This is a genomic window from Streptomyces sp. NPDC004111 (assembly GCF_042874215.1).
GTDB lineage: Bacteria > Actinomycetota > Actinomycetes > Streptomycetales > Streptomycetaceae > Streptomyces.
Genome location: NZ_JBIAMU010000001.1, coordinates 21,422 through 43,905, shown reverse-complemented (window position 1 = coordinate 43,905; position 22,484 = coordinate 21,422). Strand labels below are relative to the sequence as shown.

Below are 22,484 nucleotides of genomic sequence, written 5' to 3'. Positions count from 1 at the left end.
TGCGCAATGAAGCCGAGCGGCTCCGCGCACCCCCGGGCACGGAGCCGCTCGAAAGGGTGTACCTCGTGTTCCGGGGGTGCCGTCCGCCGGGGCGGGAACGTACGGTCACGCGGGTTCGTTTGGTGCACAAGATGCTGCAGTGACAGGCGGGGGAGCTGATCACAGTGCCCAAGCACCGGAGCGAAACGGGCGGCCGGCTGGGCATCTTCGCGCTGTTCACCTTGGGACCGTACTGGAGGCGATCCCCTCCGCCCGTGGGAGCTCACGGTCGGCGGGTCTTCGACCGGGTCCGCGCCGAGGTGAGGACCTGGCAACGCGAGGACCGCCGGCACGGGGTGCTTGCCCGCCGCAGCGTCGGCCGGCCCGAGGAAACCCTCTGCTAAATCGCCCGCTGCCCGTTGCCCCGCCGTCACGACGCTGGGCAAGCTGGTCCGCATCGCGGGCAGCCGACGCCTGATCACCCACCTCACCGACCACCGCCCGACCCCGGCCAGCGAGGTTCTGCACTGCTCTCCCTGGTGTCTACGGGGTACGCGCGGGCTCCGTGCCGGTGAGGGGGCGTACGGTCGTCGTCCATCGGCGGAGGAGCCATGTGGCCGCATAGGAGGCCAGGCCTGCCAGCGGGACGGCCGTGAGGGCCAGGAGGGCCCACTGCTGTGCGTAGTGGGTGGCCTGGGTGGGGGTCCTCTCGAAGGTGATCATGGGCCCCCAGGTGTAGTAGCCCCACACCATGAGGAGCTGCGAGCCGGCCGTGCGCACTACCGCGCTCCACGCGCGAGGAGCGGTGGCACCCAGTACGGCGACGATCACCGCGTAGGGGAGGTATCCGGAGGCCAGTCTGTGCCAGCCGGTGACCTGCAGCCCGTCGCCGTCGCCGATCACGGCGATCCACGCGCTGACGCCGCCCGCGAGCAGCACCACGGCGGCGTCCACGGCCAGGGCGGCACCGGGCCGGCGGGCCGACGAACCCTTGAGTGCGTCCCGTCTCATCTCGACTCTTCCTGTCGGGTCCCGGCAGCAGGTTGACGGTCGGCGCGACGGCTGACGCAGAGTGAGCGAAAGTGTCGTCGACGTCGCTGTCCGGGTTCATGAGCGAAGAGGCGAAAACCCCTCATGGGGTTCCCCTTTCGCGCGGATCACAGGAGTAGGGCCCCGCGAGCGTGTGCTGCCCGTACCGATGCCCGGTGTTCGTTTTTCAGTGGTTCGGTGTTCTGTTTTCAGTGATGGCCCGGCGTAGGCGGCTTGAGACTTTTGCTGGTGTGCTGAACCCGGAGCGCCGGGTGGCCGCTGAAACCCGGCGCCGAGCCCCGGTGAAAGCCGAGGGCGAACGGGTAGCAGAGTCAGCCGGGCCGGGTGTCGCGGCCGGGCTCGGGACGCGCGGTGTTGAGCCCCCGGTGTGCCTGAGGTGCACGCCTATCGCTCCGGCCGTTTTTTCCCCTCCGGCGAGGACACGATCCTGTCGGAACTCTGCCGCGTCTGCGGACCATGGACTGCGGTACCACCCGCGGGGACCAGCACATGGCCGACCACGATGCCGCCGGCCACACCTTGGAGGCCGGGCCCGGTACCGGCCCCCGGGTGCTGCCGTCCTGCGTCTGCGCGACCTCACCCGCAGCTGTGAGCGGCTCCTGGCGATCCTCGCGGCAATGGGCGGGCAGCCGGGTGGCCACCCCCGCATGGGCCCCGCCTGAAGCGGCACCGAGCACCACCGGCCGGCAGACCCATGGGTCTGCCGGCCGGTGGTGCTCGGTGCCGCGCGAGCAGGCCGAGTCGTTGCGTACGGACGGTGCGGGCATCCGGGGTGCGGCGCAGATCGTTGTGTTCTTGGTTCAGTCCTGGAGGGTGTCGGGGGGCAGGCGGCGGGTGAGGAAGGCGCGGGCGAGGTCGGTGAGCGGGCCGTTGGCGGCGGCGTGTGCGCGCAGGCGCAGCAGGGCCTGGGCCAGGGGGATGTCCAGCTGGGCGGCGAGGTAGCCGGTGGCCTGGTGGATTTCGGCGTGGTAGAGGCGCAGGCCGCTGTCGGTCGCGGTGCCGTTGACCGGGACGGTGAGGTGGGTGATCAGTGCGCGCAGCAGGATCCGGGCCAGCTGGTGCAGGGCGTCGTGCAGGGCGGGGGTGAGCGGGCCGGGGGTGGTGCGGTAGCCGGTGAGGACGGCGACGGTGGTGTCCCCGACCTGCAGGGGGAGGGCCACGACCGCCCGCGCCCGGGTGGTGGCGGTGGCGGGCAGGAACAGGGGCCAGCGGTCCGGGGCGGCCATGCCCAGGTCCGGCTCGGTCACCGCCCGTCCGCTCCGGGCGGCCTCCAGGGTGGGGCCGTCGCCGACGGTGTACTGCAGGGTGTCGAGAGCGATGCCCAGGCCCTGGGGCGGGTCCGCCCACAGCAGTTCGGGCCGGCCGTCGGGAGTGAGGGCGTTCAGCGTGAGAGTGTCGAGGGCGAACAGGCCGGCCGTGCCGGGCGGCAGGGCACGGGCCGGTCCCTCTCCGGCACGGACCGCGCGGTGCGCGCGGGCCAGCAGACGGGCCAGGGCGTCGTCCGGCGGGACACCGCCTGGGCCGGTGTCCCGGATGCCGCGAGGCATGTCAGCCGGTCCTGTCCAGATCGGCAGGGATCTGCCCCTGGGTGATCTGGCGGGCGAGGTGGGTGAGTTTCTGCTGCCGGGTGCGGGCGTGTGCGCGCAGCCGCCCGAAGGCGTCCTCCACGTCGGTGCCGAGCCGGGCGGCCAGGATGCCTTTCGCCTGCTCGATCACGATCCGCGACTGCAGGGCACCGGTCAGCTGGGCGATGACCTCGTCCCTCTCCAGCAGGCTCCGGCGGTGGTGCAGCCTGGTCCCGGCGGCGTCGGCCAGCAGCTGGGCCACCTGCAGGTCCGCGAAGGAGATCGTGGCACGCCCGGTCTGCAGCAGGTTCACCGCGCCCAGACTCTGCCGGGGAGTGCGCAGCGGCACGGCGGCGACACTGGTGAAACCCGCGGCCGCCGCCCGCGGCGCGAACCGGGGCCAGCGGGCAAAGGCGGGGCCCGCCGGATGCAGCGTGACCGGTGGGAGGATGCTGCCGCTGCGGGTGGCGTCCAGGCAGGGGCCCTCGTCCAGATCGAGCTGGTCCTCCTCCAGACGGGCGCACACCTCGTCGGACGCGGTCACGTAGTCGACGTCGCCGTTCTCGTCCAGGACGGTGACCCCGGCCGAGCGCACCCGCACCAGACGTACCGCGTACGCCGTCAGATCGTGCAGCAGCTCCAGCGCATCGAACCCGTCCGGGCGGGAACCCAGTTCGAGCACGGCCCGGGCAACCAGGAAATCGCGTGGCAGGGAAGACATCACAGAGGTCCGATCCGTCGCCCCCCCCGGATACACGCCCGGCAGGGCCGGGCGCACAGACACACCCGAAGAGGCCACCGTATGGGAGTACGGCTGATGGCAGCCGCGTCGTGCCCGCTGACGGAACGCTCCGGCACTCGCCTCAAATCCTGGACAACCATCCGAGCCGCCCCTGCGACCGGATCCACCCGGCCCAGGCAACTCACGGTACGCACCCCAGCGTAGCCCCAAACCACCGCGCTGGAACCCGGGTTCAGCCACCCACCCCACCCCGATTCGCCGGGCCCGCCGACCGGCAGACAACACCCCCCCCCGCGGTGCACCCCGGGTACGCGGGCAGCTCACGCAGCCCACCCTTCGCGGTCACCGACGGCAGTCCGGGCAGGGCCCTGCGTTGACGCGGTAACTGGACATCGTGGAAGGGGAGTTGAGGCGTAGCTCCCCTCGCCACAGCGGCATGCTCCGGGAGCCCCGGACTGTGCTGCGGCCCGCCGTGCCCTGCCCGGGTGTGACCGGCTGGGGCCGCGGTGCCGACACCGCGGGCCCCAACCCCGCCTCCACAGGGGTGAACCTCCCGCTTTCTCCCTGAGGGAGACACCGCGTGCGGAGCCCGCCCAGCAGGACGGATACGCACGCGCGGCCAGCGGCCAGCGGCTCGCGGCACCACGGCGCGGCGGGCCGCCCATAGGCCGGCTTGTGCGGAAGTCTGCTTCTTCGGCTCAGGACACCGGCCAGGCCGGATGCGCTCGGACGTATGGGACCGCGGCCCTTGAGCCCGGGAGATGCTGCATCGCGCAGCACCCGGGTGACTCGGCCGTACACGGACGGGGCGGTGGCGGGTGGGTCGGTCACGCAGGTGCCGCCCTTGCAAGTGGCCAATGGCCTGGGCCATTTCGCGCGTACTCAGCCACTGGGAATCACTCCCGGCGTGACTGGCCGGAGGTACCCCATGTCCGACCACCCCCCCCACTGCGCCGTGGGACCCCAGGACAGCTCCCCCGCCTGCCCCCTCGACACCGCCCTCATGGCCTCCACCGTCGCACGCGCCCACCGCGCGCTGCGCTCCCGCCCGCTGCCCCGCCCCGACGACACCGAACTACTCGCCAGCCTCCTCCACTCCCACCTGGCCCTCTTCGTCCATGAAACCCAACCCCTCCTCACCGCGACGGACGACAGCACCCGCGAACGGGCCCGCCGACGAGCCGTGCACGACACCGCCTGCCGCGCCCTGGAAGCCGCACCGACATGCGGCCTGGCCGCTGCTGCGGCCCGGCTGCGGGAACTCGCCAACAGCGTCGAACATCTCCTGGCGCTGGGACCGGCCCTTTGGCCCGACTCTCCTCCATCGGCGTCAAGCAGCAGAGACCTCGAACGGCGGCTGAACGTCAAGCGGCGGTGAGGGGGGGGCAGGGGCCACTGGTTGTTGGGGCAGGATGCGGGTTCTCGGGCAGCCGTCTGCCGGGCGTGCGGTGGGACAGGCGCCAGAGGGCTGCTGCGTGGAAGTCGCCTGCTGTCCGCCGTCGGCGGGGGCGGCGAAGAACCCCGGGATCCGGCGGGGTCGTTCGACTCGTCGACAATGCCACGCAGGGCGCCCCTAAGCTGCTGCCTGCCGAGGTCAGTAGAGCCAGCGGTCCAGGAGCCCTGGCCAGAGAAAGCCCTCGTAGCCACGGCTCGCTGAGAAGCTCTGAGGTGGTGACGCGACTGCCGTGACAGTGAAGGACGTCGAGCCACACGCCGACACCCGAGTTGGCGAACCGTGCCTCCCCGTCCGGCGTGACGAAGTGCACCGCCCCGGTCTCCGGCTCGACGCCGAACGAGGACCGCTCGTCCTGATCATCGGGGTCCACCTGCTCGGTGAGACGGTAGAGCGGGCCCCGGGACGTGAGCAGGGCCGGCCCATTCGGTCAGCTGGCCGTACGTTGCCATCGAGCGATCCTCTTCCGTCGGCTGTGCTACTGACCCTGTCGAGCTGGTCTCGGCTCATGGCACGGCCGCACTGGCGGAACAGCCCTTAACCTCGCGCCTTCATGAGCGTGGCTGTCCGAGGTGTGATCACCGAATGATGAGTGCTCCTGACCTGGCGCGATGGGACTGGTTCAGAGTCTTGGCTGGGTCAGGAACGCTGCACTCCTCAGGTGAAGAGGCATATCGGGTCCTTGTACGCGTGCGGTTGTCTGGTGCCTCCGCCGGCTACCGGGCCGTCATCCGGCCCCGGTTCTGGCGCAGCAGAAGCAGGGTGACCAGCTGGCTCGCACGCATGTCGCTCAGTATCCACTGACAGTAGGTGTCAGCAGACTGGCTCTAACCTGCGGCGCATGGACAACAACTGGACCATGGACCTCACACGCACTGGGCGGGCCACCGTATGAGCATCGTCGAACTCCGGCAGTACACCCTGCATCCCGGCGCCCGGGAGACGCTGATCGAGCTGTTCGAGCGCGAGTTCGTGACCGGTCAGCAGGCGGTCGGCATCACCGTCGGCGGGCGGTTCCGCGACCTGGACGACCCGGACCGCTTCGTCTGGCTGCGCGCGTTCCCCGACATGGCGCACCGCCGACGCGCGCTGGAGGCGTTCTACACCGGCCCGGTCTGGCGGGAGCACTGCGACACTGCCAACGCCACCATGATCGACAGCGATGACGTCCTGCTGCTGCGCGGCCCGGGCTTCACGCCGCAGCCGGGCACGAGCGAGGTACTCGCGACCGTCTGCCACCCCACCGACGCGGCCGATTTCAACGCGTACGCCGCCCGGTACCTGGGCCCGGGACACGCGCTGCACCGTACCGAGCACGCTGAGAACGACTTTCCCCGCTTGCCTGTCCGGACCGGGGAAGACGTCCGGATCTGGTTCGGCCAGGCCGAGTCGGCACCCTGGCCGACCCGACGGCTGCGATTGGAGCCCGTAAGCCTCGGAACTCCTCACCGTGCACGCTCGTGAAACGTGCTGTCCGACGGGTGGCCCGGTAAGCGAAAAGTGCCTCTGACCAGCAACAATGAGGATTGTCGAGGTCTTTGTTCCTGCACCAGCCGGAGGCACTTCCGAGGTGAAGAAGCGTATCGGGTCCTATCCGTGCACCAGGCGATATCGAAGGCGCTGACGCCCTGGCGACGTCCGAGGGCGGTGCACGATCCGGGCAAGATCCTGCTGGGCGGGGACTGTTTGGCTGACGTCGGGATGCTGCGGGCCGAGCCGGCCGTGTTCGGGCCGGTGGCCTCCGACCCGACCGTCTCCCGCCTCATCGACACCCTTGCCGCGGCTGGGCCGAAGGCCCTGTCCGCGATACGGGCCACTCGGGCCGAAACGCGGGAGCGCGTCTGGAAAGTGGCCAAGAACGCGGGCCCGTACGTCTCAGGGCAGGTGATCGTGGACCTGGACGGGGCGCTCGTGCTGGCCCACTCCGAGAAGCAGGACGCCGCCGCGACCTGGAAGAAGACCTTCGGACACCACCCTTTGACGGCCTTCGTCGACCACGGAAGCGGCGGGAGCGGGGAACCCGTGGCCGGCCTGCTCAGGCCCGGCAACGCGGGCAGCAACACCGCCGCCGACCACATCACTACCACCCAACTCGCCCTGGCCCAACTGCCGAAGAAGTACCGGCGCGGACGCCGGACACTGATCCGTACCGACTCCGGGGGCGGAACGCATGAGTTCACAGCCTGGCTCCTCCAGCGCGGACGATGGCTGTCGTACTCGGTCGGCATGACCATCACCGATCAGATTCACCAGGCCGTACTCAAAGTCCCCGCCCCTGCCTGGACGGCAGCGGTCGAGCCCGGTGGCGAGATCCGGGACGGGGCCTGGGTCGCCGAGATCGCCGGCGACTGCCTCAAGGGCTGGCCGAGGGGGATGCGGCTGATCGTACGGAAGGAACGGCCGCACTCCGGCGCCCAGTTGCGGATCACCGACGCCGACGGCCTGCGGCTGACCGCGTTCGCCACCAACACCACCGGCGTCCCCATCGCCGCACTCGAACTGCGGCACCGCCGGCGGGCCCGGGCCGAGGACCGTATCCGGGCCGCCCGCGCCACCGGCCTGCGCAACCTGCCCCTGCACGACACCGCGCAGAACCAGATCTGGCTGGAGATCGTCCAGATCGCCCTCGACCTGTTGGCATGGATGCCCATGCTCGCCCTGACCGGTGAAACCCGCAGGTGGGAGCCCCGCCGCCCACCCGACGCGACAGCCGGGCCATCAACGCGCCCACCACCAGCCCAAACAGCCGAAACGGCCCGCCGGGCAAACCGACGGACCGTCACGAAAGATCGAGGTTAACGGGCATGGCCGCTTCACCAGTAGTTCGGAGAAGGTTCCTGCAGGGCCTCTTCGGGACCCTCCTGTGTGTCCCGCGTGGGTACCCTGTTGCCGGCAGAGGAGCAAATCAGCAGCCCAGAGTGTGGTCGGGAGAGCCCAGAGTGTGGTCGGAAGCCAACGAGCCGTCCTGGCAGCTCTCTTCTCTCTCATCTGATCAGCACTTGTCCGACGGCAACCCGTAACACGCACCAGCTCGTTAATCGTGCCGCCATGTGAATACGACACGATCGCCCGGATCCAAAGCGCCAAGGAAGCCGATCTGGATGACGTCATGCCAGATTCCGAACCCTTTGGGCTTGCGGAAAGTGAGGACCTGGCCGTGCTTGACCTGATGCGCCCAAAGGCCGTTTGACGCCGAAGCTCCTCGCCCCTGAGCCCGAATCTCCCATTGGCTCCCAAGACCATCGGGCATAATGATGGCCTTGGCCCATCCACTACTCGTGTGGCCGATGAACAGAGTGAACTCTACGACAGCATCAGAGACAGCCTTCTTTTCGACTCGGTAGTCGATCAGGTCCGCTGGATCTTCCGTCGCGAAAGTTCCGTTGGGTAGGTCTGCCCACCCCTCGCCGAGGCCGACTCCTCCGAGCGCCTGAGCTGAGATACCCCTGTCTGCCGCTTCCTCGTCAGCGCTCCGTGGGGCGATCCCGAAAGCAGGCAGGTGAACGTTGGGCGTTTCCCTATTCTGGGCCATTCCGAAACTCCTTCCTCTCACTGACGCTTCACATTGGCTATTCCTGGTCAACCCCGGTTCTATTGCCCTTTGTTCACCCAAAGCGTTACACCGGGCTTGTCCATCGTCAAGTGGCAGCGATACTCGTGGCTGGCATTGTGCGGCGAAACGGGATCGAGCGGCGGGGTGAGGGGAAGTGAAGTGGCGATTGGGTGCACCGATACAGGCGATGGATGGAATTCGGAATTCCCGTGCGCTTCGGTAGGTCTTTCCGGCCAGCCCCTTTCGTCCGCGCGTTGCCGGCGCCCTCGCGACCGGCTTGTCCTCAAGGACGAGGATGGCGGACGGCGAGCAGAACCACGTCCTTGGCTTCCGATCGGGTCTGCGTGCGCGTGTTTCGGTCCCGGCCCGGCCCCTGGCTCCCTGCTCGCTCAGAGCGTGGGGCGACGGAAAGCGGCGGCTTCGCCCAGGACTCCCTCCGTGCCACTCCCCAGTCAGTTCGGGCACCCTCACGGCTGCCGAGCAAGTGGCGCCGCCAGGCAGGCTTGCCAGGCTGGGGTGCGGCGCCGCGCAGTGGTGGCGGGTTGGCGAGGAAGTCGTCGAACGTGCGTCGCGGGCGGCCGACGAGGTCCTGGGCAGTGGTCGTGGCGGTGGCCTGGGATCCCGCGGCGACTTCCTAGGCGAGGTGGGCGAGGTCCTCGGCGATTCAGCGTGGCGTCCCCCGGGGAGATCATCGCGGAAGCGAGAGCGGCGACAGGCAACGGCACGCAGCGCACGCGGTCCGCCCCGGTTGCCGTCCCTGCCGGCGGGGCGGCAGCGCAGGCTGCGATGTCGCGGCAGCCGATGTGACCCGCGGGTGTAGCACCGTGGGAGCTGATCAGGCTGCTGTCCGGGATGAACGCCTCCGACGCCAGGAAGTTCTGCATGAAGCCTGTGGGCTGCAGCAGCGTTGGGGCGAGGCCGGCCGTCCGGGCAGCGGCCCGCCTCCTGGAAGACATGAACAGCACGCTGCTCGCCGGGAACGGGGACCGGCTGCGGGTACCGCGGGAGGTCATCGGTTCGCACTGGGGCAGTGCCCACCGGGCCGCAAGCGCGCTCGGGGAACACCTCGGCGTGCCGGTGCCCGACGCCCTGCTGCTGATGCGGGCCCGCGCGTTGAGCACCAACACCCCCTCCCACAGCTCGCCGCCCGCCTCGCCCGGAACCCGGCAAGCTGGGACGACAACTGAACACGGTCTCCTCAGACCCACCCGCCAGCGGAACCGGGGCAACTCCCGGAGCGCCGCCGGCGAGGGCCCCTGGGAGAGCGGGCAATTGCAGAGGCAGGACGAAGAGTTCACGGCGCGGGCCGGGTGCGTCCGGATCCCGGCCAGAACAGGTACAGAGGACATGACCCCGCACCACTTCGCCGCGGCGAACGACCCCTCCGCCCAGCACCTGGCCCTGGACATCACCGGCATGAACACCACGATCACGTGTGCGCAGCGTGCCCTTGCTGCCCGCCCGCCCCAAGCGCAGGAGATGCTGCTGCTGGCGCACCTGCTGCGCGGGCACCTCGCCCTCCTCCTGGCCGAGGTGCTGCCTCGCCTGAACACGATGGACCGCGGCACCACCCGCTGGGACCAGCACAATGCCGACTACGACGCCGCCCGCCACACCCTGCACACCACCCCGGCCGACGACCGTCCGGGCGCCGCCGCGCTCCGGCTGCGCGATCTGGCCCACGCCTGCGAGCAGCTGCTCGCACTCCACCTTGCCCTGCCGCACGAACCGGGCCGCCGCCCGCGCCCCGGCCCACGCTGATCGCTGATCAGTGTGTTCTTCCGGCCGGTCAGCGCACCGCGACGGGCCGTCTCCGCGGGGCGGTCTTCTCCGCCCCCCCGGTATCGAGATCTGCGATCCGCGTGTCCTGCCCGAGCCGCGCCGCTGACTCCTGGCCACCCCGTTCGGGCCGTGGTCCCGTCAGATGTGGAGGGGCATTTCCAGAACGACGGAGGTCGTCCCGGTGCCCGGGCTGTCCAGGCTGACAGTGCCGTCGACCGCCGCCAGTCGCTCCCGCAACCCCGACAAGCCACTGCCCTTGCCGAACCCGGCGCCGCCGATGCCGTTGTCGTGGACCGTGATCCGCAGCTTCTTCCCTCCGAGCCTCTTGCTCGCGAGGCGGACGTCCACCGACGCCCGGTCTGCCCCGCTGTGTTTGGCGACGTTGGTCAGCAACTCGGCCACGCAGAAGTATGCGACGCGCTCGATGGCCGGGTCCGGTTGCTGCGGCAGGTCCACCGTCAGGGTGGTGGGCACCCCGGCCCGGCCCGTCAACTGTGGCAGCGCGTCGAGGAGCCCGCGGTCGAGGGCGGCGGGGCTGATCCCGTCGATGAGGCGGCGGAGCTCGGCGATGGCGTCGTCGGTCTGCGCGCGGGCTCGGGCGACGAGAGTGCGTGGCCGGTCGAAGAGCGCGGCACCGGCTGTTCCCCGTATGCCGTCGGCCGGCGCGTCGCCTGTGGCTTCGCGTACGCCGTCGGCCGGCGCGTCGCCTGTGGCTTCGCGTGCGCCGTCGGCCAGCGCGTCGGCGGTCAGGGACAACGTCATCGCGAGGGCGACGAGTTGGGCCTGGGTGCCGTCGTGCAGGTCGCGTTCGACCTGGCGCAGGCCGCGGTCGCTCTCGGCCAGGGCCGCGCCGCGCGCCCATTCCAGGGTCCGTACCCGCAGCTGGGAAGCGGTGGGGCCGAGCAGAGCGCGAGCCAGCGACCGGTGCAGCCGCGCCAGTGCCCGGACGGCCACCGGAGCGAGGGCCAGGGTGGCCGGCGCGACCAGGACGGTGGTGAGCGCGAACCACCACGGCTGGCCGCTGGCCAACGCCCACACCGCCGACCAGACGCCGAACAGCGGCAGGCCGAGCGCCGCCACGAAGCCGAGCAGGTCGAGCGGGAGCCGGAGCAGCAGATAGAGCACGCTGCGCCAGGCGGTGATGTCGGACAGACTGCCGCGGACCCAGGCGATCACACCTTCGGCCCCAGGGGGCGCGGGGCTTTCGACCTCCTCACCGAGCAGCGCCCGCAGCAGCCGCAGATGGACCCGGGTGAGGCGACGTGCTCCTTGCAGGCCCAGTGCGAGCAGCGGCAGCCCGATCAGTGTGAGTGAGAGCAGGCCGCCGATGTACAGGATGAGCAGAACGTAGGCGGTTCCCAGGAGGGAGAGCGGGAGGCCGGCGACGACGAACCCGGCGGCCCGCAGCAGCGGGCGGCGGGAGCTGCCGGGCGCGCCGCCCGTACGTGCCGGGACGCTCGCGCCGCCGATGCGAGAACTCGTCATTGTGCGTTCGCCGCAGTGACGTTCATGCGGGATGTGGCCCGCACACCGGTGACGAGGACGGTCAGCAGGCTCAGCGCCACCGCCCCGAGGACCACAGGACCGAACGACAGGAGCGGCACCGTGGGCAGCGCGCTGCCCGTGACGGCCCACGCGAAGGCGATGCTCGCGGGCGCCGCGACCAGTAGCCCGAGCAGTACTCCCGCGCAGGCGGTCAGCACTGCCTCGCTGCCGAGCATCCTCATCAGCTGCCGTCGTGTCGCCCCGGTCAGGGCGAGCAGGGCGTACTCGCGCCGCCTCGCGACGGTCAGTGAAGCGAGCGTGTTCACCGTGGCCACCGCACCGAAACCGGCCAGCATGGCGAGCTCCATGCCACGCAGCCAGACGTCGCTCTCGGCGTACGTCCCGGCCGGGGCCACGCGCTCAAGGGTTCCGGTGATGGCGGCGAAGGTGGTCGAGAGCCCGACCAGCAGTGCGATCGGGACCAGCGCTGACGACAGCCGGCGGGCGTTTCCCCGCAGGTTCTCCGCGGCGAGGGCGCCCCCGCCGTCACCCCGGTGCCGGGCACCCCCCAGCCGCATCGGCACAGCGAGCAGGGCCACGGCCGGCCGCGCCAGAACGGGACCGAGCAGCCCCACCGCGATCATGCAGAGCAGCGACCCCAGCAGCGCCAGCTGTGCCGCCTTGTCCGCTGGCTGACGGGCAGTGGCAACCAGGAGGGGTACGCTCCCGCCGAGTACGAGCACGCCGGCGAGCCCTCGCAGTCGGCCCAGTCGGTCGGCCCCGGCCGACTGCGACATCGCCGCGGAAGGCCTGCCGGCGACCGTCCGGCGGGCGGCGGTCTTCGACGCACCGGCCCCGACGAGCAACGTCACCACCGTGCCGGCCAGCAAGGGCCACGGCGACCACGAGACCAGGGCGCCCGCCGGGGCGAGATCCCGTGCGACCAGTTCGCCCAGAAACCACCGTGCACCCCAGCCGCCGAGCAGCCACCCGGGCGGCGACACGAGAAGCGTCACCAGCAGCACCTCGTACCGGATCAGCCGTTTGACCTGTACCGGCGTCGCACCGCTGGTCCGCAGCAGCAGCATCTCCCCAGCCTGCTGCCGCACCGAGAACGACAAGGTGTTGGCCACTACGAACAACGCCATCAGTATCGCGATCTCGCCGAACGCACCCCCGATCATCCCCAACCGCTCGTCACCACCCCCGCTGACCGCCGTCAGGACGAGCGAACCAAACAGGGAGATCACGGCGACGGCCAGCAGCAACGCCACGGCCAAACCCACGAAGGAGGCGGGCCTGGCCCGAAGCCCCCCGAGCGCGAATCTCAGCATGCCGCCCCACCCAGCTGCCGCGCGATCGAGGCGGCACAAGGGCGCACCAGATCCTCGACCAGCACTCCGTCGGAAAGGAACACCACCCGGTCCGCGAAACTCGCCGCCACGGGATCGTGCGTCACCATCACACACGTACGCCCCTCCTGCTCGACACCCGCACGCAGCAACCGCAGCACTCGCAGCCCGGTCTCCCGGTCGAGGGCACCGGTCGGCTCGTCCGCGAACAGGACCCGCGGCCGGGCGTACAGCGCCCGCGCCACCGCCACCCGCTGCTGCTGGCCACCGGAGAGCCGCCCCGGCCGCTCCTTGCCCCGACCGCCGAGCCCCACCTGGGAGAGTGCTTGGGCCACTGCCGTCCGGTCGACCCGCTCACCGGCGAGCCGGGCAGGAAGCGCCACGTTCTGCTCGACCGTCATCGCGGGCATCAGGTTGTACGACTGGAAGACGAAACCTGCGTCCGACCGCCTCAACTGCGCCAGCCGCCGCTCGGACAGCCCGTTTATCTCCGTGGGCCCCCAGTGGACCGTTCCGGAAGTCGGCCGGTCCATGCCCGCGACGCACTGCAGCAGCGTCGACTTGCCCGACCCGGACGGGCCCATCACCGCGGTGAAGCTGGCCTCCGCGAAGACAACGTCGACGCCGCGCAACGCGTGGACGGCGTCACGGCCACAGCCGTAGGAACGCCGCAGATCCTCGGCGCGAAGCCTCAGCCCCGATCGTGGGGGCCCCTGCAAGGGCAGGCTCGGCGCGTGCGGGGGGAGGGCGGGAACTTCGGTGCTCGTTGACATGTCTCAATTCTTGGCTGAACGACCTCCGTGGACCACGGGGGTACCGCCCGTCCTGGGGGTTCGGATATCCGCCCCCTCCTGCGAGGGAGAAGGCAAAGGACAACAGCCACCGGCCGCACCCTAGGGCCCGACCTCCTGCAAGTAGGCCACCACGGCCTTCACCCTTCGGTTGTCCGCGTCGGTCGCGGGCAGGTCGAACTTCGCGAACACGGAAGCCACGTGCTTCTCCACCGCACGCTCGGAGATGACGAGCAGCCCGGCGATGGAACGGTTCGAGTGCCCCTGAGCCATCAGATCCACCACCTCCCGCTCCCGGGCGGTCAACCGGTCGAGCGGCCGCTTCCCGCTGTTCAGCAACCGACTCACGATGATCGGATCGAGCACCACCCCACCGGCCGCGACCCGCCGCAGCGCATCGACGAAGTCGGCTGTTGCGGACACCCGCTCCTTCAGCAGGTAACCGACGCCCACCGCCTCACCCGCCAGCAGCCGGGCCGCCCAGGACGTATCGGCATGCTGGGAGAAGACCAGCACCCCCAATCCCGGGTAGTCCGCGCGGAGTTGAACTGCGGCGTGGATCCCCTCATCGGTGTGGGTAGGAGGCATTCGGATATCCACCACGGCGACGTCGGGAAGATGCTCGGCCACCGCCGACACCAATCCGTCCGCATCACCCGTGGCGGCGACGACCTCGCAGCCACGCGCGGTCAGCAACTCCACCATGCCTTCTCGGAGAATGACCGAATCCTCGGCAATGACCACTCGCAACGCCCACTCCACCCCTCAGCCGTCCTCCACCGAGCTTTCATTCAACCAGCAGGCCAGACGGCGTTCCGCAGGTGGTGAAGCGGCTGCCGGAAGCGCCAGGTTCCCAGACCGCCGACGAGCTTCGGGTATGACGACTCGACCGGCATCAGCGCGACGGTGCTCTCCGTGCTGTCGTGCGTGGCGCGGTCCGGCAGGAGCACGTCAGCATCTCACCTGGAGGCTGGTGGGGAACCGGACCGAAGCACTATGCGCCCACCGTGCCCTGTACGAATCGTCGAAGGTGCGCGCGCACGGTGCCGGGCTGCTCCAGCCAGGGCTCGTGCCCAGCGCCTTCGATCCGCGTCAGTGGGAGATCGAGCCGGAGCGCGAGGGATTCAAGAGCCGACACAGGGCGGGGATCGCCGGCCGCGCCGAGGAGTTCCGTCCGCGCGGGCAGGCACGCGCGCAGCTCGGCCAGATGATCATCGAGCGGGTCCGCGCGTCCTTCCCTACCGAGCTCGCGGTTCATGGCCCAGTTGACGGGGCGACGCCGCCGGGCCTCCCGCGCGGCCCAGTGCCACCCGCGTTCGGGATCGGCGTGGTCGGTGAACCAGGCCAGCGTGAGCAACTCGACTTCCTGCTCCTCCGTGCGATCCAGCAGGTTCTCCAGCGCGCGCAGCCGCTCCCGCTGCGCCGCGGACATACGGCGCTCGCGCTCCGCCCGGTCCCCGGCCCGCCAGTCACCGACGAACGGCCCGCACATCAGCAGCATCGCGGCAACCCGGCCAGGGTGTGCCAGGCAGAACCGGCTCGCCAGGTCGGTGCCGTAGGAGTGCCCGATCAGCACCGCCTGGAGCACGTCCCATGCGTCGAGCAGCTCGACGAGATCATCGACATGCCGGGCGACGGAATGACGCCCCTGCCACGGGGATTGGCCCGTGCCGCGCTGGTCGTACCGGTACACAGGCGCAAGGTCCGCGACCGTGGCGGCGACATCGCCCAGATAGCCCGGCAGACCCGGGCCGCCATGGAGCATGACCACGGCCGGCCGGCGAGTTGTGTCCCCCAGCGCCGTCCAACGCAACTGCGCCCCGTCGGTCATCGGCGTGAGGTCCTGCGTCTCCATCAAGGTCACCGCGGAGAATCTACCGGTGCCACCGAGGCGGCGCCGAAAGGTAACGCCCATGTCTGGGACAGAGCCCATACTTGCCGAACCGGTTGATGCGGGCGGTCGGGTACGGCCCCCACGGTCCTAATCCGTAGTGACGGGCGTTCCGCGGGAGCAGGGGCTCCTCGGGGTTTTGGAGCGCCGTACCTTGCCGGGGCCTGCCTACAACGGGTGGGCGACGACGCGTTGGCGGTGGACCAGAACAGGCCGGTCGGGCCGCGCCGTTCCGCGGCGCACACCCTCCAGGGCCTCATGCTCAGGGGGACAGAACGTTATCCACCGGTCGCGGATTCCCTGACCCGTTCGGCCATTGTCGGGATGCTGCGGGTCCGAGGGTTCTTCCCGCTGTGGATGTTCATCGCCCCCGGACGAAGCACTGCCCGGCTTGCCTGCGGGGCGGTAGGCCGCCCCGCCGAGACCTACTGCGCGCAGCGGTTCACCCGACTCGTCTTCGACGGAGACCTGCGCGAGGTGTAGTCGGCCTCCCTGTGGCGGCTGCTCACCGGCAGCCAGTTTCCCCTGTGCGCCCTCGTTCGACGAGCAGGGGTCCACCGGCGAGCAGGTGCTGATGTGCATCGAAGGGAACCGCTACTGCCTCGCCGACCCGGGGCGCCACTCCACCGGCGTACCTTATTGCACATAGGTTGCAACTACTGATTATGTGCGAATGGAGTTGCCGTGGGGTCTCCCGTGGTGCTGGGAATCGAGTCGTCCTGTGACGAGACGGGGGCCGGGATCGTGTCCGGCGGGCGGCTCCTGGCGCACGTGGTGGCGTCGAGCATGGACGAGCACGCCCGGTTCGGCGGGGTGGTGCCGGAGATCGCGGCCCGCGCGCACCTGCACGCCTTCAACCCCGTCGTACGGGAAGCCCTGGACCAGGCGGGGCTGCGGCTCAAGGACCTCGATGCCGTCGCCGTCACCACGGGCCCAGGGCTGTCCGGCGCGCTCCAGGTGGGACTCTCCGGTGCGAAGGCGCTGGCCTATTCGGCGGGTATCCCGTTGTACGGGGTGCACCACCTCGCCGGGCACGTCGCCGCGGACACCCTGGAGCACGGGCCGCTGCCGAATCCGTGCATGGTGCTGATCGTCTCGGGCGGCCACACCTCGCTGCTGTTCGTGCGGGACCTCGTTCGGGATCCGATCCTCCACCTGGGGGACACCGTCGACGACGCCGCGGGTGAGTGCTTCGACAAGGTCGCCCGGGTCTTCGGGCTCCCCTATCCGGGCGGGCCCGCGATCGACCGCGCCGCCCGGGGCGGGAACGGCCGGGCGGTGGCCTTCCCGCGCCCCCTCACTCGCCCGGGTGATGCTCCCTACGCGTTCTCCTTCTCCGGGCTGAAGACAGCTGCCGCCCGCTGGGCAGAGCAGCACGGCCTGCGTGGTGAGGAGATTCCTCTCGCCGACGGCGCCGCTTCCCTCCAGGAGGCCGTCGCCGACGTCCTGACCCGCAAGGCGCTCTCCGCCTGCCGGGAGTACGACGTCACGACCCTGGTCGTGGTGGGCGGTGTCGCCGCGAACTCGCGGGTGCGGGCCCTGGCGGAGGAACGCTGCGCGGCGGCCGGTATCGAACTGCGGGTGCCGCCGATGACCTTGTGCACCGACAACGGCGCGATGATCGCCGCCGTCGGAGACCTCCTGGTGCGCGCTGGTTCGGCACCGGCGCAGCTGGACATGTCCATCGACCCGTCGGCCCCGCTGGAGTACGCGGCACTGCACCCGGTCGCCCGCACTGCGGCGAGAGCGTCATGAACGCCCTGACGGTGACCAGCGTTTCGGGGGCGGACCTGCTCGGGCTGCGCGCGTCTGTGGGCCGGGTGTACGAGGAGGCGTTCACGGGGCCGCCCTGGCAGGGGGCCGGTGATGCGGGCGGTTTCCTTGCCCGGCTGCAGGACGACGTCCTGAGGCCCGGCTTCACGGCGGCCGTGGCCTTCGAGGCGGGGTCGGTGGTCGGGTTCGCGACGGCCTGGACGACACCCGCACGTCTTCCACCGGGCCGCTGCTATCCGCAGGCCGGCGCCGCTCTGGGCCCCGAGCGCACCAAGGCGTGGCTGTGCGGGGCCCGGGAGGTCGACGAGCTCGCCGTCACCGCCGCGGCGCGTCACCGGGGCACCGGGTCCGCACTGCTGGAAGCGGTGACCGACGGCGCGTCCGACGGACGGTGCTGGCTGTCGACCCCGGTAGGAGCCGTCCACGCGCTCTCCTTCTACCGGCGCCAGGGCTGGGTGCAGGCCACCCACCCCGCTCCCGAGGGGGCCGGCCACACCGTCCTTCTCGGCCCCCGGCATCCGGCCCGCACAGCTGTCCCTCTTGCCCTCTGACTTCCCACCCGACCGACCGGAGTATCAAGCCCTTGCGCACCTCAGAGATCCGCAGCCGATTCCTCCACCACTTCGCCGAGCGCGGCCACACGGTCGTCCCCAGCGCCCCGCTGCCCACCCCGGACCCGACGCTGCTGTTCGTCAACGCGGGCATGGTGCCGTTCAAGCCGTACTTCACCGGGGAGGTGCCCGCCCCGTGGGCGCGGGCGGCCAGCGTGCAGAAGTGCGTACGGACCCTGGACATCGAGGAGGTCGGGAAGACCACCCGCCACGGTTCGTTCTTCCAGATGAACGGCAACTTCTCCTTCGGGGACTACTTCAAGGAAGAGGCCATCGCCCACGCCTGGGACCTGTCCACCACAGCCCAGTCCGACGGCGGCTACGGCCTGGACCCGGACAGGATCTGGGTGACCGTCCACCACTCCGACACGGACGCCCGCGGCATCTGGCGACGGGTCGCGGGCCTGCCCGAGGAGCGGATCGTGGAGCGCGGCGACGAGGACAACTTCTGGTCCATGGGCGTCCCCGGCCCCTGCGGGCCCTGCTCGGAGCTGTACTACGACCGCGGGCCGGCTCTCGGCCGTGAGGGCGGGCCGGCGGTCGACGAGGACCGCTACATGGAGTTCTGGAACCTCGTCTTCATGCAGTACGAGCGCGGCGCGGGCACCGGCAAGACCGGCTACCCCATCCTCGGTGAGCTTCCGCGCCGCAACATCGACACCGGCATGGGCCTGGAGCGCATGGCCACCCTTCTCCAGGGCGTCGACAACCTCTACGAGATCGACGAGACCCGCCCGGTCCTGCAGCGGGCCGCCGACCTCGCCGGCGTTCGGTACGGTGCCGACGCGGAGGCCGACGTTCGGCTGAGGGTCGTCGCCGACCACGTACGCACCGCCATGATGCTGCTGGCCGACGGCACCGCCCCGGGCAACGAGGGCCGTGGTTACGTGCTGCGCCGAATCCTGCGCCGCGCTGTGCGCTCCATGCGGCTGCTGGGCTACGAGGACCTGGCGCTGGCCGAGCTCCTGCCGGTGGCCCGGGACTGCATGGCGCCGAGCTACCCCGAGGTCGCGGACTCGTTCGCACGGATCACCGACCAGGCCGGTGCCGAAGAGGACGCCTTCCGGTCCACGCTGAAGCAGGGCACCACCGTCCTCGACACGGCCGTCACCCAGGTCAAGGCCGGCGGAGGCCGCTTGCTCCCCGGCGCGGAGGCGTTCCTGCTGCACGACACCTACGGCTTCCCCATCGACCTCACCCTGGAGATGGCCGCCGAGCAGGGGGTCGAGGTCGACCGCGAGGGCTTCACCGCCCTGATGAACGCCCAGCGTGAGCGGGCCCGCGCCGACGCCCGCGCCCGCAAGGCCGGCGGGACCGTCGACACTACGGCCCTGCGCGCCGTCCTCGACGCGCACGGGCCCACCGACTGGCGGGCCTGGGCCACCCTGGAGACCGAATCCCGGGTCCTCGCGCTCCTCGGACCCGCCGGTCCGGTCCCGGTTGCCCGTACCGGGGACCTCGTCACCGTGGTCCTGGACCGGACACCGTTCTACGCCGAGTCCGGCGGCCAGGACAGTGACGCCGGACTCCTGTCCGGCACTTCGGCGGTGGCCGAAGTCCTCGACGTGCAGCGCCCGTTGCCCGGACTCGTCGCACACCAGGTGCGCATCACGGCCGGCGAGCTGGCGACGGACGACACCGTGCACGCGGCCGTCGACGCCGAATGGCGGCTCGGCGCCCGCCAGGCCCACTCCGGCACCCATGTCCTGCACGCCGCCCTGCGCGAAGTGCTCGGCCCCACCGCCCTCCAGGCCGGCTCCTACAACCGGCCCGGCTACCTCCGCCTCGACTTTCCGTGGCGCGGCGGCCTCTCCACCACCCTCCGCAGCGAGATCGAAGAAGCCGCCAACCGCGCGCTGCGCCGCGACCTGCCGGTCGCCGTCCAGTGGATGACCTTGCCCGAGGCCAAGGAACTCGGGGCACTGGCCCTGTTCGACGAGACGTACGGGGAGAAGGTGCGCGTCGTCGAGATCGGCGGGGCCTGGTCACGCGAACTGTGCGGCGGCACCCACGTGGAACACGCCTCCCAGATCGGGACGGTCGCGCTCACCGTCGAGGGATCGGTCGGAGCGGGCATGCGCCGCCTGGAAGCCGCGGTCGGCATCGAAGGTTTCGGCTACCTGGCCCGTGAACGCGACCTCGTCGCCCGGATCGCCGAACAGCTCGGTGCCCCGCGTGCCGAACTCACCGAACGTGTCGCCGGCCTCCTGGACCGGCTCAAGGCCGCCGACCGGGAGAACACCCGTCTCAAGCAGCAGGCCACCACTGTCCGAGCCGCCGACCTGGCAGGCCGAGCCATCGACGTGAACGGCACCCTGGTCGTCACCGCCGACGCAGACGGCGGCCCCGACGACGCCCGTGCTCTCGCGCTCGCCGTACGCGACCGCCTGCCCGGTGACAGAGCCGGCGTCGTCGCGGTCGGGACCGCCACCGGCGACAAGGCCGCCGTGGTCCTCGCCCTCAACAGCCCCGCCCGCGACGCAGGCTTTGAAGCGGGCCCTCTGGTCAAGGCGCTGTTGGGCGGGCGCGGCGGCGGTTCGGCCGAGGTCGCGCAAGGCGGCGGCGTCCCGGCAGCCGACCTCACCAGGGCCCTCGCGGCGCTGCCGGACCTGATCGCGGCGCACCTGTAGAGGGCGATCGTGCAGAGCGTGTGCCCCTGTGCCCTGGTGGGGCGCAAGGGCACACGTGTGAGCAAGGTGTGGCCGTATGCCACACCCATCCCAGGACCGGGCAGAGAACGGGCTCGCCGGGGTTCACAGCCCGAGGCGGCCAGACCCCTTTGCGTCAGGTACGGCCGGTCGACTCCACCGGGTACGGGATGTGGGTGCGGCGGTCGGGGTCTACCGCCAGTCTGCCCCCTGCCGGGGGCCGAGCGCGCTGGGCGCAGTCGCGGCGTTCGCAGAGCCGACAGCCCAGTCCGATAGGGGTGGCCGCTTCCCGACTGTCCAGTGCGATGCCCTCCGCGTACACGAGCCGGTGGGCGTGGCGCAGCTCGCAGCCGAGGGCCACGGCGAACTCCGCGCGCGGGGCGCGATGCCCGGCGCCGCCCCTGGTGACGGTGCGCGCGACCCAGAAGTACCGCTTGCCGTCCGGCATTTCGGCAACCTGGGTGAGGATGCGGCCGGGGGAGGAGAACGCCGAGTACACCGTCCACAGCGGGCAGGTGCCGCCGAGGCGGGAGAAGTGGAAGTCGGTGGCGGACTGCCGTTTGGATACGTTGCCCGCGCGGTCCACACGCAGGAACGAGAAGGGTACGCCGCGATTTCCGGGGCGTTGCAGGGTGCTGAGCCGGTGGCAGACGGTCTCGAAGCCGACGTCGAATCGGGCCTGGAGGAGCTCGACGTCGTAGTGCAGTTCTTCGGCGGCGGCCTGGAATGCCGTGTAGGGCATCAGCAGTGCACCGGCGAAATAGTTGGCGAGCCCGATCCGGACGAGCCCGGCAGCTTGAGGGGAGGAAGAATCAGCCGTGTCGACCAAGCCGTCGAGCAGCGTTTCGTACTCCAACAGGGCGAGTCGCGTCGCGAGTTGAAAGGCACGCTGTCCTTCGGTGAGCCAGGGAGAGAGAAGCAGGACGCGGCGCTGTGCGTCGAAGCGGCGGGCATCGGCGGAGCGATCGGGCGCGGCCTGCACGACGGTGACACCGTGGTGGTCGGTCAAGCGCCGCCACAGCGACTCCGCGGTCGGGCGGATCAAGTCACCGTCCCACTCCTCCGCCGCGCGTTCCGCCGCAGTGTCGAGTGGCTCGAAGTGGTTGTGGTGTGTGTAGAAGAAGTCGCGCACCTCGTCGTGCGGCTCGGCGGGAAGGAACGGGACGGCGGGCGCTTCGGCGGACGCCAGGGCGGCGACCTGCTCGGCGGCGTCCCGGTAGCGGTGGTGCAGGGCTACCAGGGCACGGGCCACCTCGGGATGGTCGCGAGCAACTTCGGTGGCTGTTTCGGCCGAGGCGGCGGTGCCGCTGGCCTCGTCGGCGAGCGCGGCACGCAGGTCGGTTGCCAGGCGTTCTTCGGTGGCCTCGGAGAAGTAGGCGGCGTCGACTCCCAGGACCTCGGCGATCCGCAGCAGCACGGGGAGCGTCAGCGGGCGTTGGCTGTGCTCGATCTGGTTGAGGTAGCTGGTGGAGATCCCGAGGGAGCGGGCGAGCTCCACCTGGTTCATGCCGCGCTCGGTGCGCAGCCGCCGCAGCTTGGCGTGGGCGTAGATCTTCCGCACGGGAGGTCGTGCCATGGATGACGCACCCTTCTGCCTGCGTGCCTGCGTGCCTGCGTGCCTGCGTGCCTGCGCCCGGATGACCGGCCGACACGGCCTCGTGTTGAGCTCCCACAACGATGTGAACTTACCAGCCGCAAAGTTTGCAACATCCGCAGATTTGCAGACCTGGGAGGGACGGATTTCGCAATGTGGACCCCTCGCCAGGGCGCGGAACCACGGGAAGCATCAAGGGGCAAGAGGCGAGACCG

The 22,484-nt window shown here is 70.7% G+C and carries 18 protein-coding genes and 2 pseudogenes; 9 read left to right on the top strand and 11 right to left on the bottom strand.

The annotated features are described in order from the left end of the window. Positions 1 to 254: 254 nt before the first annotated feature. Positions 255 to 450: pseudogene (locus ACFYVL_RS00195) on the top strand (IS701 family transposase); the annotation flags it as partial. 72 nt (positions 451 to 522) lie between these two features. Here the strand turns inward: ACFYVL_RS00195 and ACFYVL_RS00190 are convergent. The 3 genes from ACFYVL_RS00190 to ACFYVL_RS00180 form a co-directional block, all read right to left on the bottom strand. After that, positions 523 to 990 carry a hypothetical protein gene (locus tag ACFYVL_RS00190; protein WP_389241325.1) on the bottom strand — a complete coding sequence of 156 codons (468 nt, stop codon included), beginning with the start codon at positions 988 to 990 and terminating at the stop codon, positions 523 to 525. Positions 991 to 1,829: 839 nt separating this feature from the next. Beyond that, positions 1,830 to 2,576 (bottom strand): GAF domain-containing protein, encoded by a 747-nt coding sequence (locus ACFYVL_RS00185; protein WP_389240128.1) that lies wholly within the window; start codon positions 2,574 to 2,576, stop codon positions 1,830 to 1,832. Position 2,577: 1 nt separating this feature from the next. Further along, entirely contained in the window at positions 2,578 to 3,315 is a 738-nt protein-coding gene (locus ACFYVL_RS00180) for an ANTAR domain-containing protein (protein ID WP_389240126.1), read from the bottom strand. A 949-nt stretch (positions 3,316 to 4,264) separates the two neighbouring features. On the opposite strand from ACFYVL_RS00180, the gene ACFYVL_RS00175 reads away from it, so the two are divergent. The 3 genes and pseudogenes from ACFYVL_RS00175 to ACFYVL_RS00165 all read left to right on the top strand — a co-directional run. Further along, on the top strand, positions 4,265 to 4,714 hold the full coding sequence (locus tag ACFYVL_RS00175) for a DUF6415 family natural product biosynthesis protein (protein WP_389240125.1): 450 nt from the start codon (positions 4,265 to 4,267) through the stop codon (positions 4,712 to 4,714). Positions 4,715 to 5,680: 966 nt separating this feature from the next. Beyond that, positions 5,681 to 6,253, top strand: a complete 573-nt coding sequence (locus ACFYVL_RS00170; RefSeq protein ID WP_389240123.1) for an NIPSNAP family protein — start codon at positions 5,681 to 5,683, stop codon at positions 6,251 to 6,253. A gap of 111 nt (positions 6,254 to 6,364) precedes the next feature. Then, positions 6,365 to 7,588, top strand: a pseudogene (locus ACFYVL_RS00165) (IS1380 family transposase); the annotation flags it as partial. Positions 7,589 to 7,823: 235 nt separating this feature from the next. Here the strand turns inward: ACFYVL_RS00165 and ACFYVL_RS00160 are convergent. Then, on the bottom strand, positions 7,824 to 8,321 hold the full coding sequence (locus tag ACFYVL_RS00160) for a hypothetical protein (RefSeq protein ID WP_389240121.1): 498 nt from the start codon (positions 8,319 to 8,321) through the stop codon (positions 7,824 to 7,826). Positions 8,322 to 9,296: 975 nt separating this feature from the next. Here ACFYVL_RS00160 and ACFYVL_RS00155 point away from each other — a divergent pair. Continuing rightward, a complete protein-coding gene (locus ACFYVL_RS00155) occupies positions 9,297 to 10,103 on the top strand; it encodes a DUF6415 family natural product biosynthesis protein (RefSeq protein WP_389240118.1) in 807 nt (268 codons plus the stop codon). Between the two features lie 159 nt (positions 10,104 to 10,262). Here the strand turns inward: ACFYVL_RS00155 and ACFYVL_RS00150 are convergent, their stop codons facing one another. From ACFYVL_RS00150 to ACFYVL_RS00125, 6 genes are all read right to left on the bottom strand, one after another. Next, complete coding sequence (locus ACFYVL_RS00150; protein WP_389240117.1) at positions 10,263 to 11,609, bottom strand: sensor histidine kinase; 1,347 nt, start codon at positions 11,607 to 11,609, stop codon at positions 10,263 to 10,265. Next, complete coding sequence (locus ACFYVL_RS00145; protein ID WP_389240115.1) at positions 11,606 to 12,943, bottom strand: FtsX-like permease family protein; 1,338 nt, start codon at positions 12,941 to 12,943, stop codon at positions 11,606 to 11,608. The genes ACFYVL_RS00150 and ACFYVL_RS00145 overlap by 4 nt, the downstream gene beginning before the upstream one ends. Beyond that, positions 12,937 to 13,734: an ABC transporter ATP-binding protein gene (locus ACFYVL_RS00140; protein ID WP_389240113.1), complete on the bottom strand. Its 798-nt coding sequence runs from the start codon at positions 13,732 to 13,734 to the stop codon at positions 12,937 to 12,939. Before ACFYVL_RS00140 ends, ACFYVL_RS00145 begins: the two co-directional genes overlap by 7 nt. Before the next feature lie 120 nt (positions 13,735 to 13,854). Continuing rightward, a complete protein-coding gene (locus ACFYVL_RS00135) occupies positions 13,855 to 14,496 on the bottom strand; it encodes a response regulator (RefSeq protein WP_389240111.1) in 642 nt (213 codons plus the stop codon). Between the two features lie 47 nt (positions 14,497 to 14,543). Continuing rightward, complete coding sequence (locus ACFYVL_RS00130) at positions 14,544 to 14,702, bottom strand: hypothetical protein (protein WP_389240110.1); 159 nt, start codon at positions 14,700 to 14,702, stop codon at positions 14,544 to 14,546. A gap of 44 nt (positions 14,703 to 14,746) precedes the next feature. Beyond that, on the bottom strand, positions 14,747 to 15,607 hold the full coding sequence (locus ACFYVL_RS00125; protein WP_389241284.1) for an alpha/beta fold hydrolase: 861 nt from the start codon (positions 15,605 to 15,607) through the stop codon (positions 14,747 to 14,749). Positions 15,608 to 15,967: 360 nt separating this feature from the next. On the opposite strand from ACFYVL_RS00125, the gene ACFYVL_RS00120 reads away from it, so the two are divergent. The 4 genes from ACFYVL_RS00120 to alaS all read left to right on the top strand — a co-directional run bounded on the left by ACFYVL_RS00120 (position 15,968) and on the right by alaS (position 20,657). Beyond that, a complete protein-coding gene (locus ACFYVL_RS00120) occupies positions 15,968 to 16,126 on the top strand; it encodes a hypothetical protein (protein WP_389240108.1) in 159 nt (52 codons plus the stop codon). A gap of 213 nt (positions 16,127 to 16,339) precedes the next feature. Beyond that, complete coding sequence (tsaD, locus tag ACFYVL_RS00115; protein WP_389241283.1) at positions 16,340 to 17,398, top strand: tRNA (adenosine(37)-N6)-threonylcarbamoyltransferase complex transferase subunit TsaD; 1,059 nt, start codon at positions 16,340 to 16,342, stop codon at positions 17,396 to 17,398. Continuing rightward, complete coding sequence (locus ACFYVL_RS00110) at positions 17,395 to 17,967, top strand: GNAT family N-acetyltransferase (protein ID WP_389240107.1); 573 nt, start codon at positions 17,395 to 17,397, stop codon at positions 17,965 to 17,967. Before tsaD ends, ACFYVL_RS00110 begins: the two co-directional genes overlap by 4 nt. Before the next feature lie 32 nt (positions 17,968 to 17,999). Next, entirely contained in the window at positions 18,000 to 20,657 is a 2,658-nt protein-coding gene (gene alaS, locus ACFYVL_RS00105) for an alanine--tRNA ligase (RefSeq protein WP_389240105.1), read from the top strand. 154 nt (positions 20,658 to 20,811) lie between these two features. On the opposite strand, the gene ACFYVL_RS00100 is transcribed toward alaS, so the two are convergent. Beyond that, positions 20,812 to 22,251 (bottom strand): short-chain fatty acyl-CoA regulator family protein, encoded by a 1,440-nt coding sequence (locus ACFYVL_RS00100; RefSeq protein WP_389240103.1) that lies wholly within the window; start codon positions 22,249 to 22,251, stop codon positions 20,812 to 20,814. Positions 22,252 to 22,484: the final 233 nt, after the last annotated feature.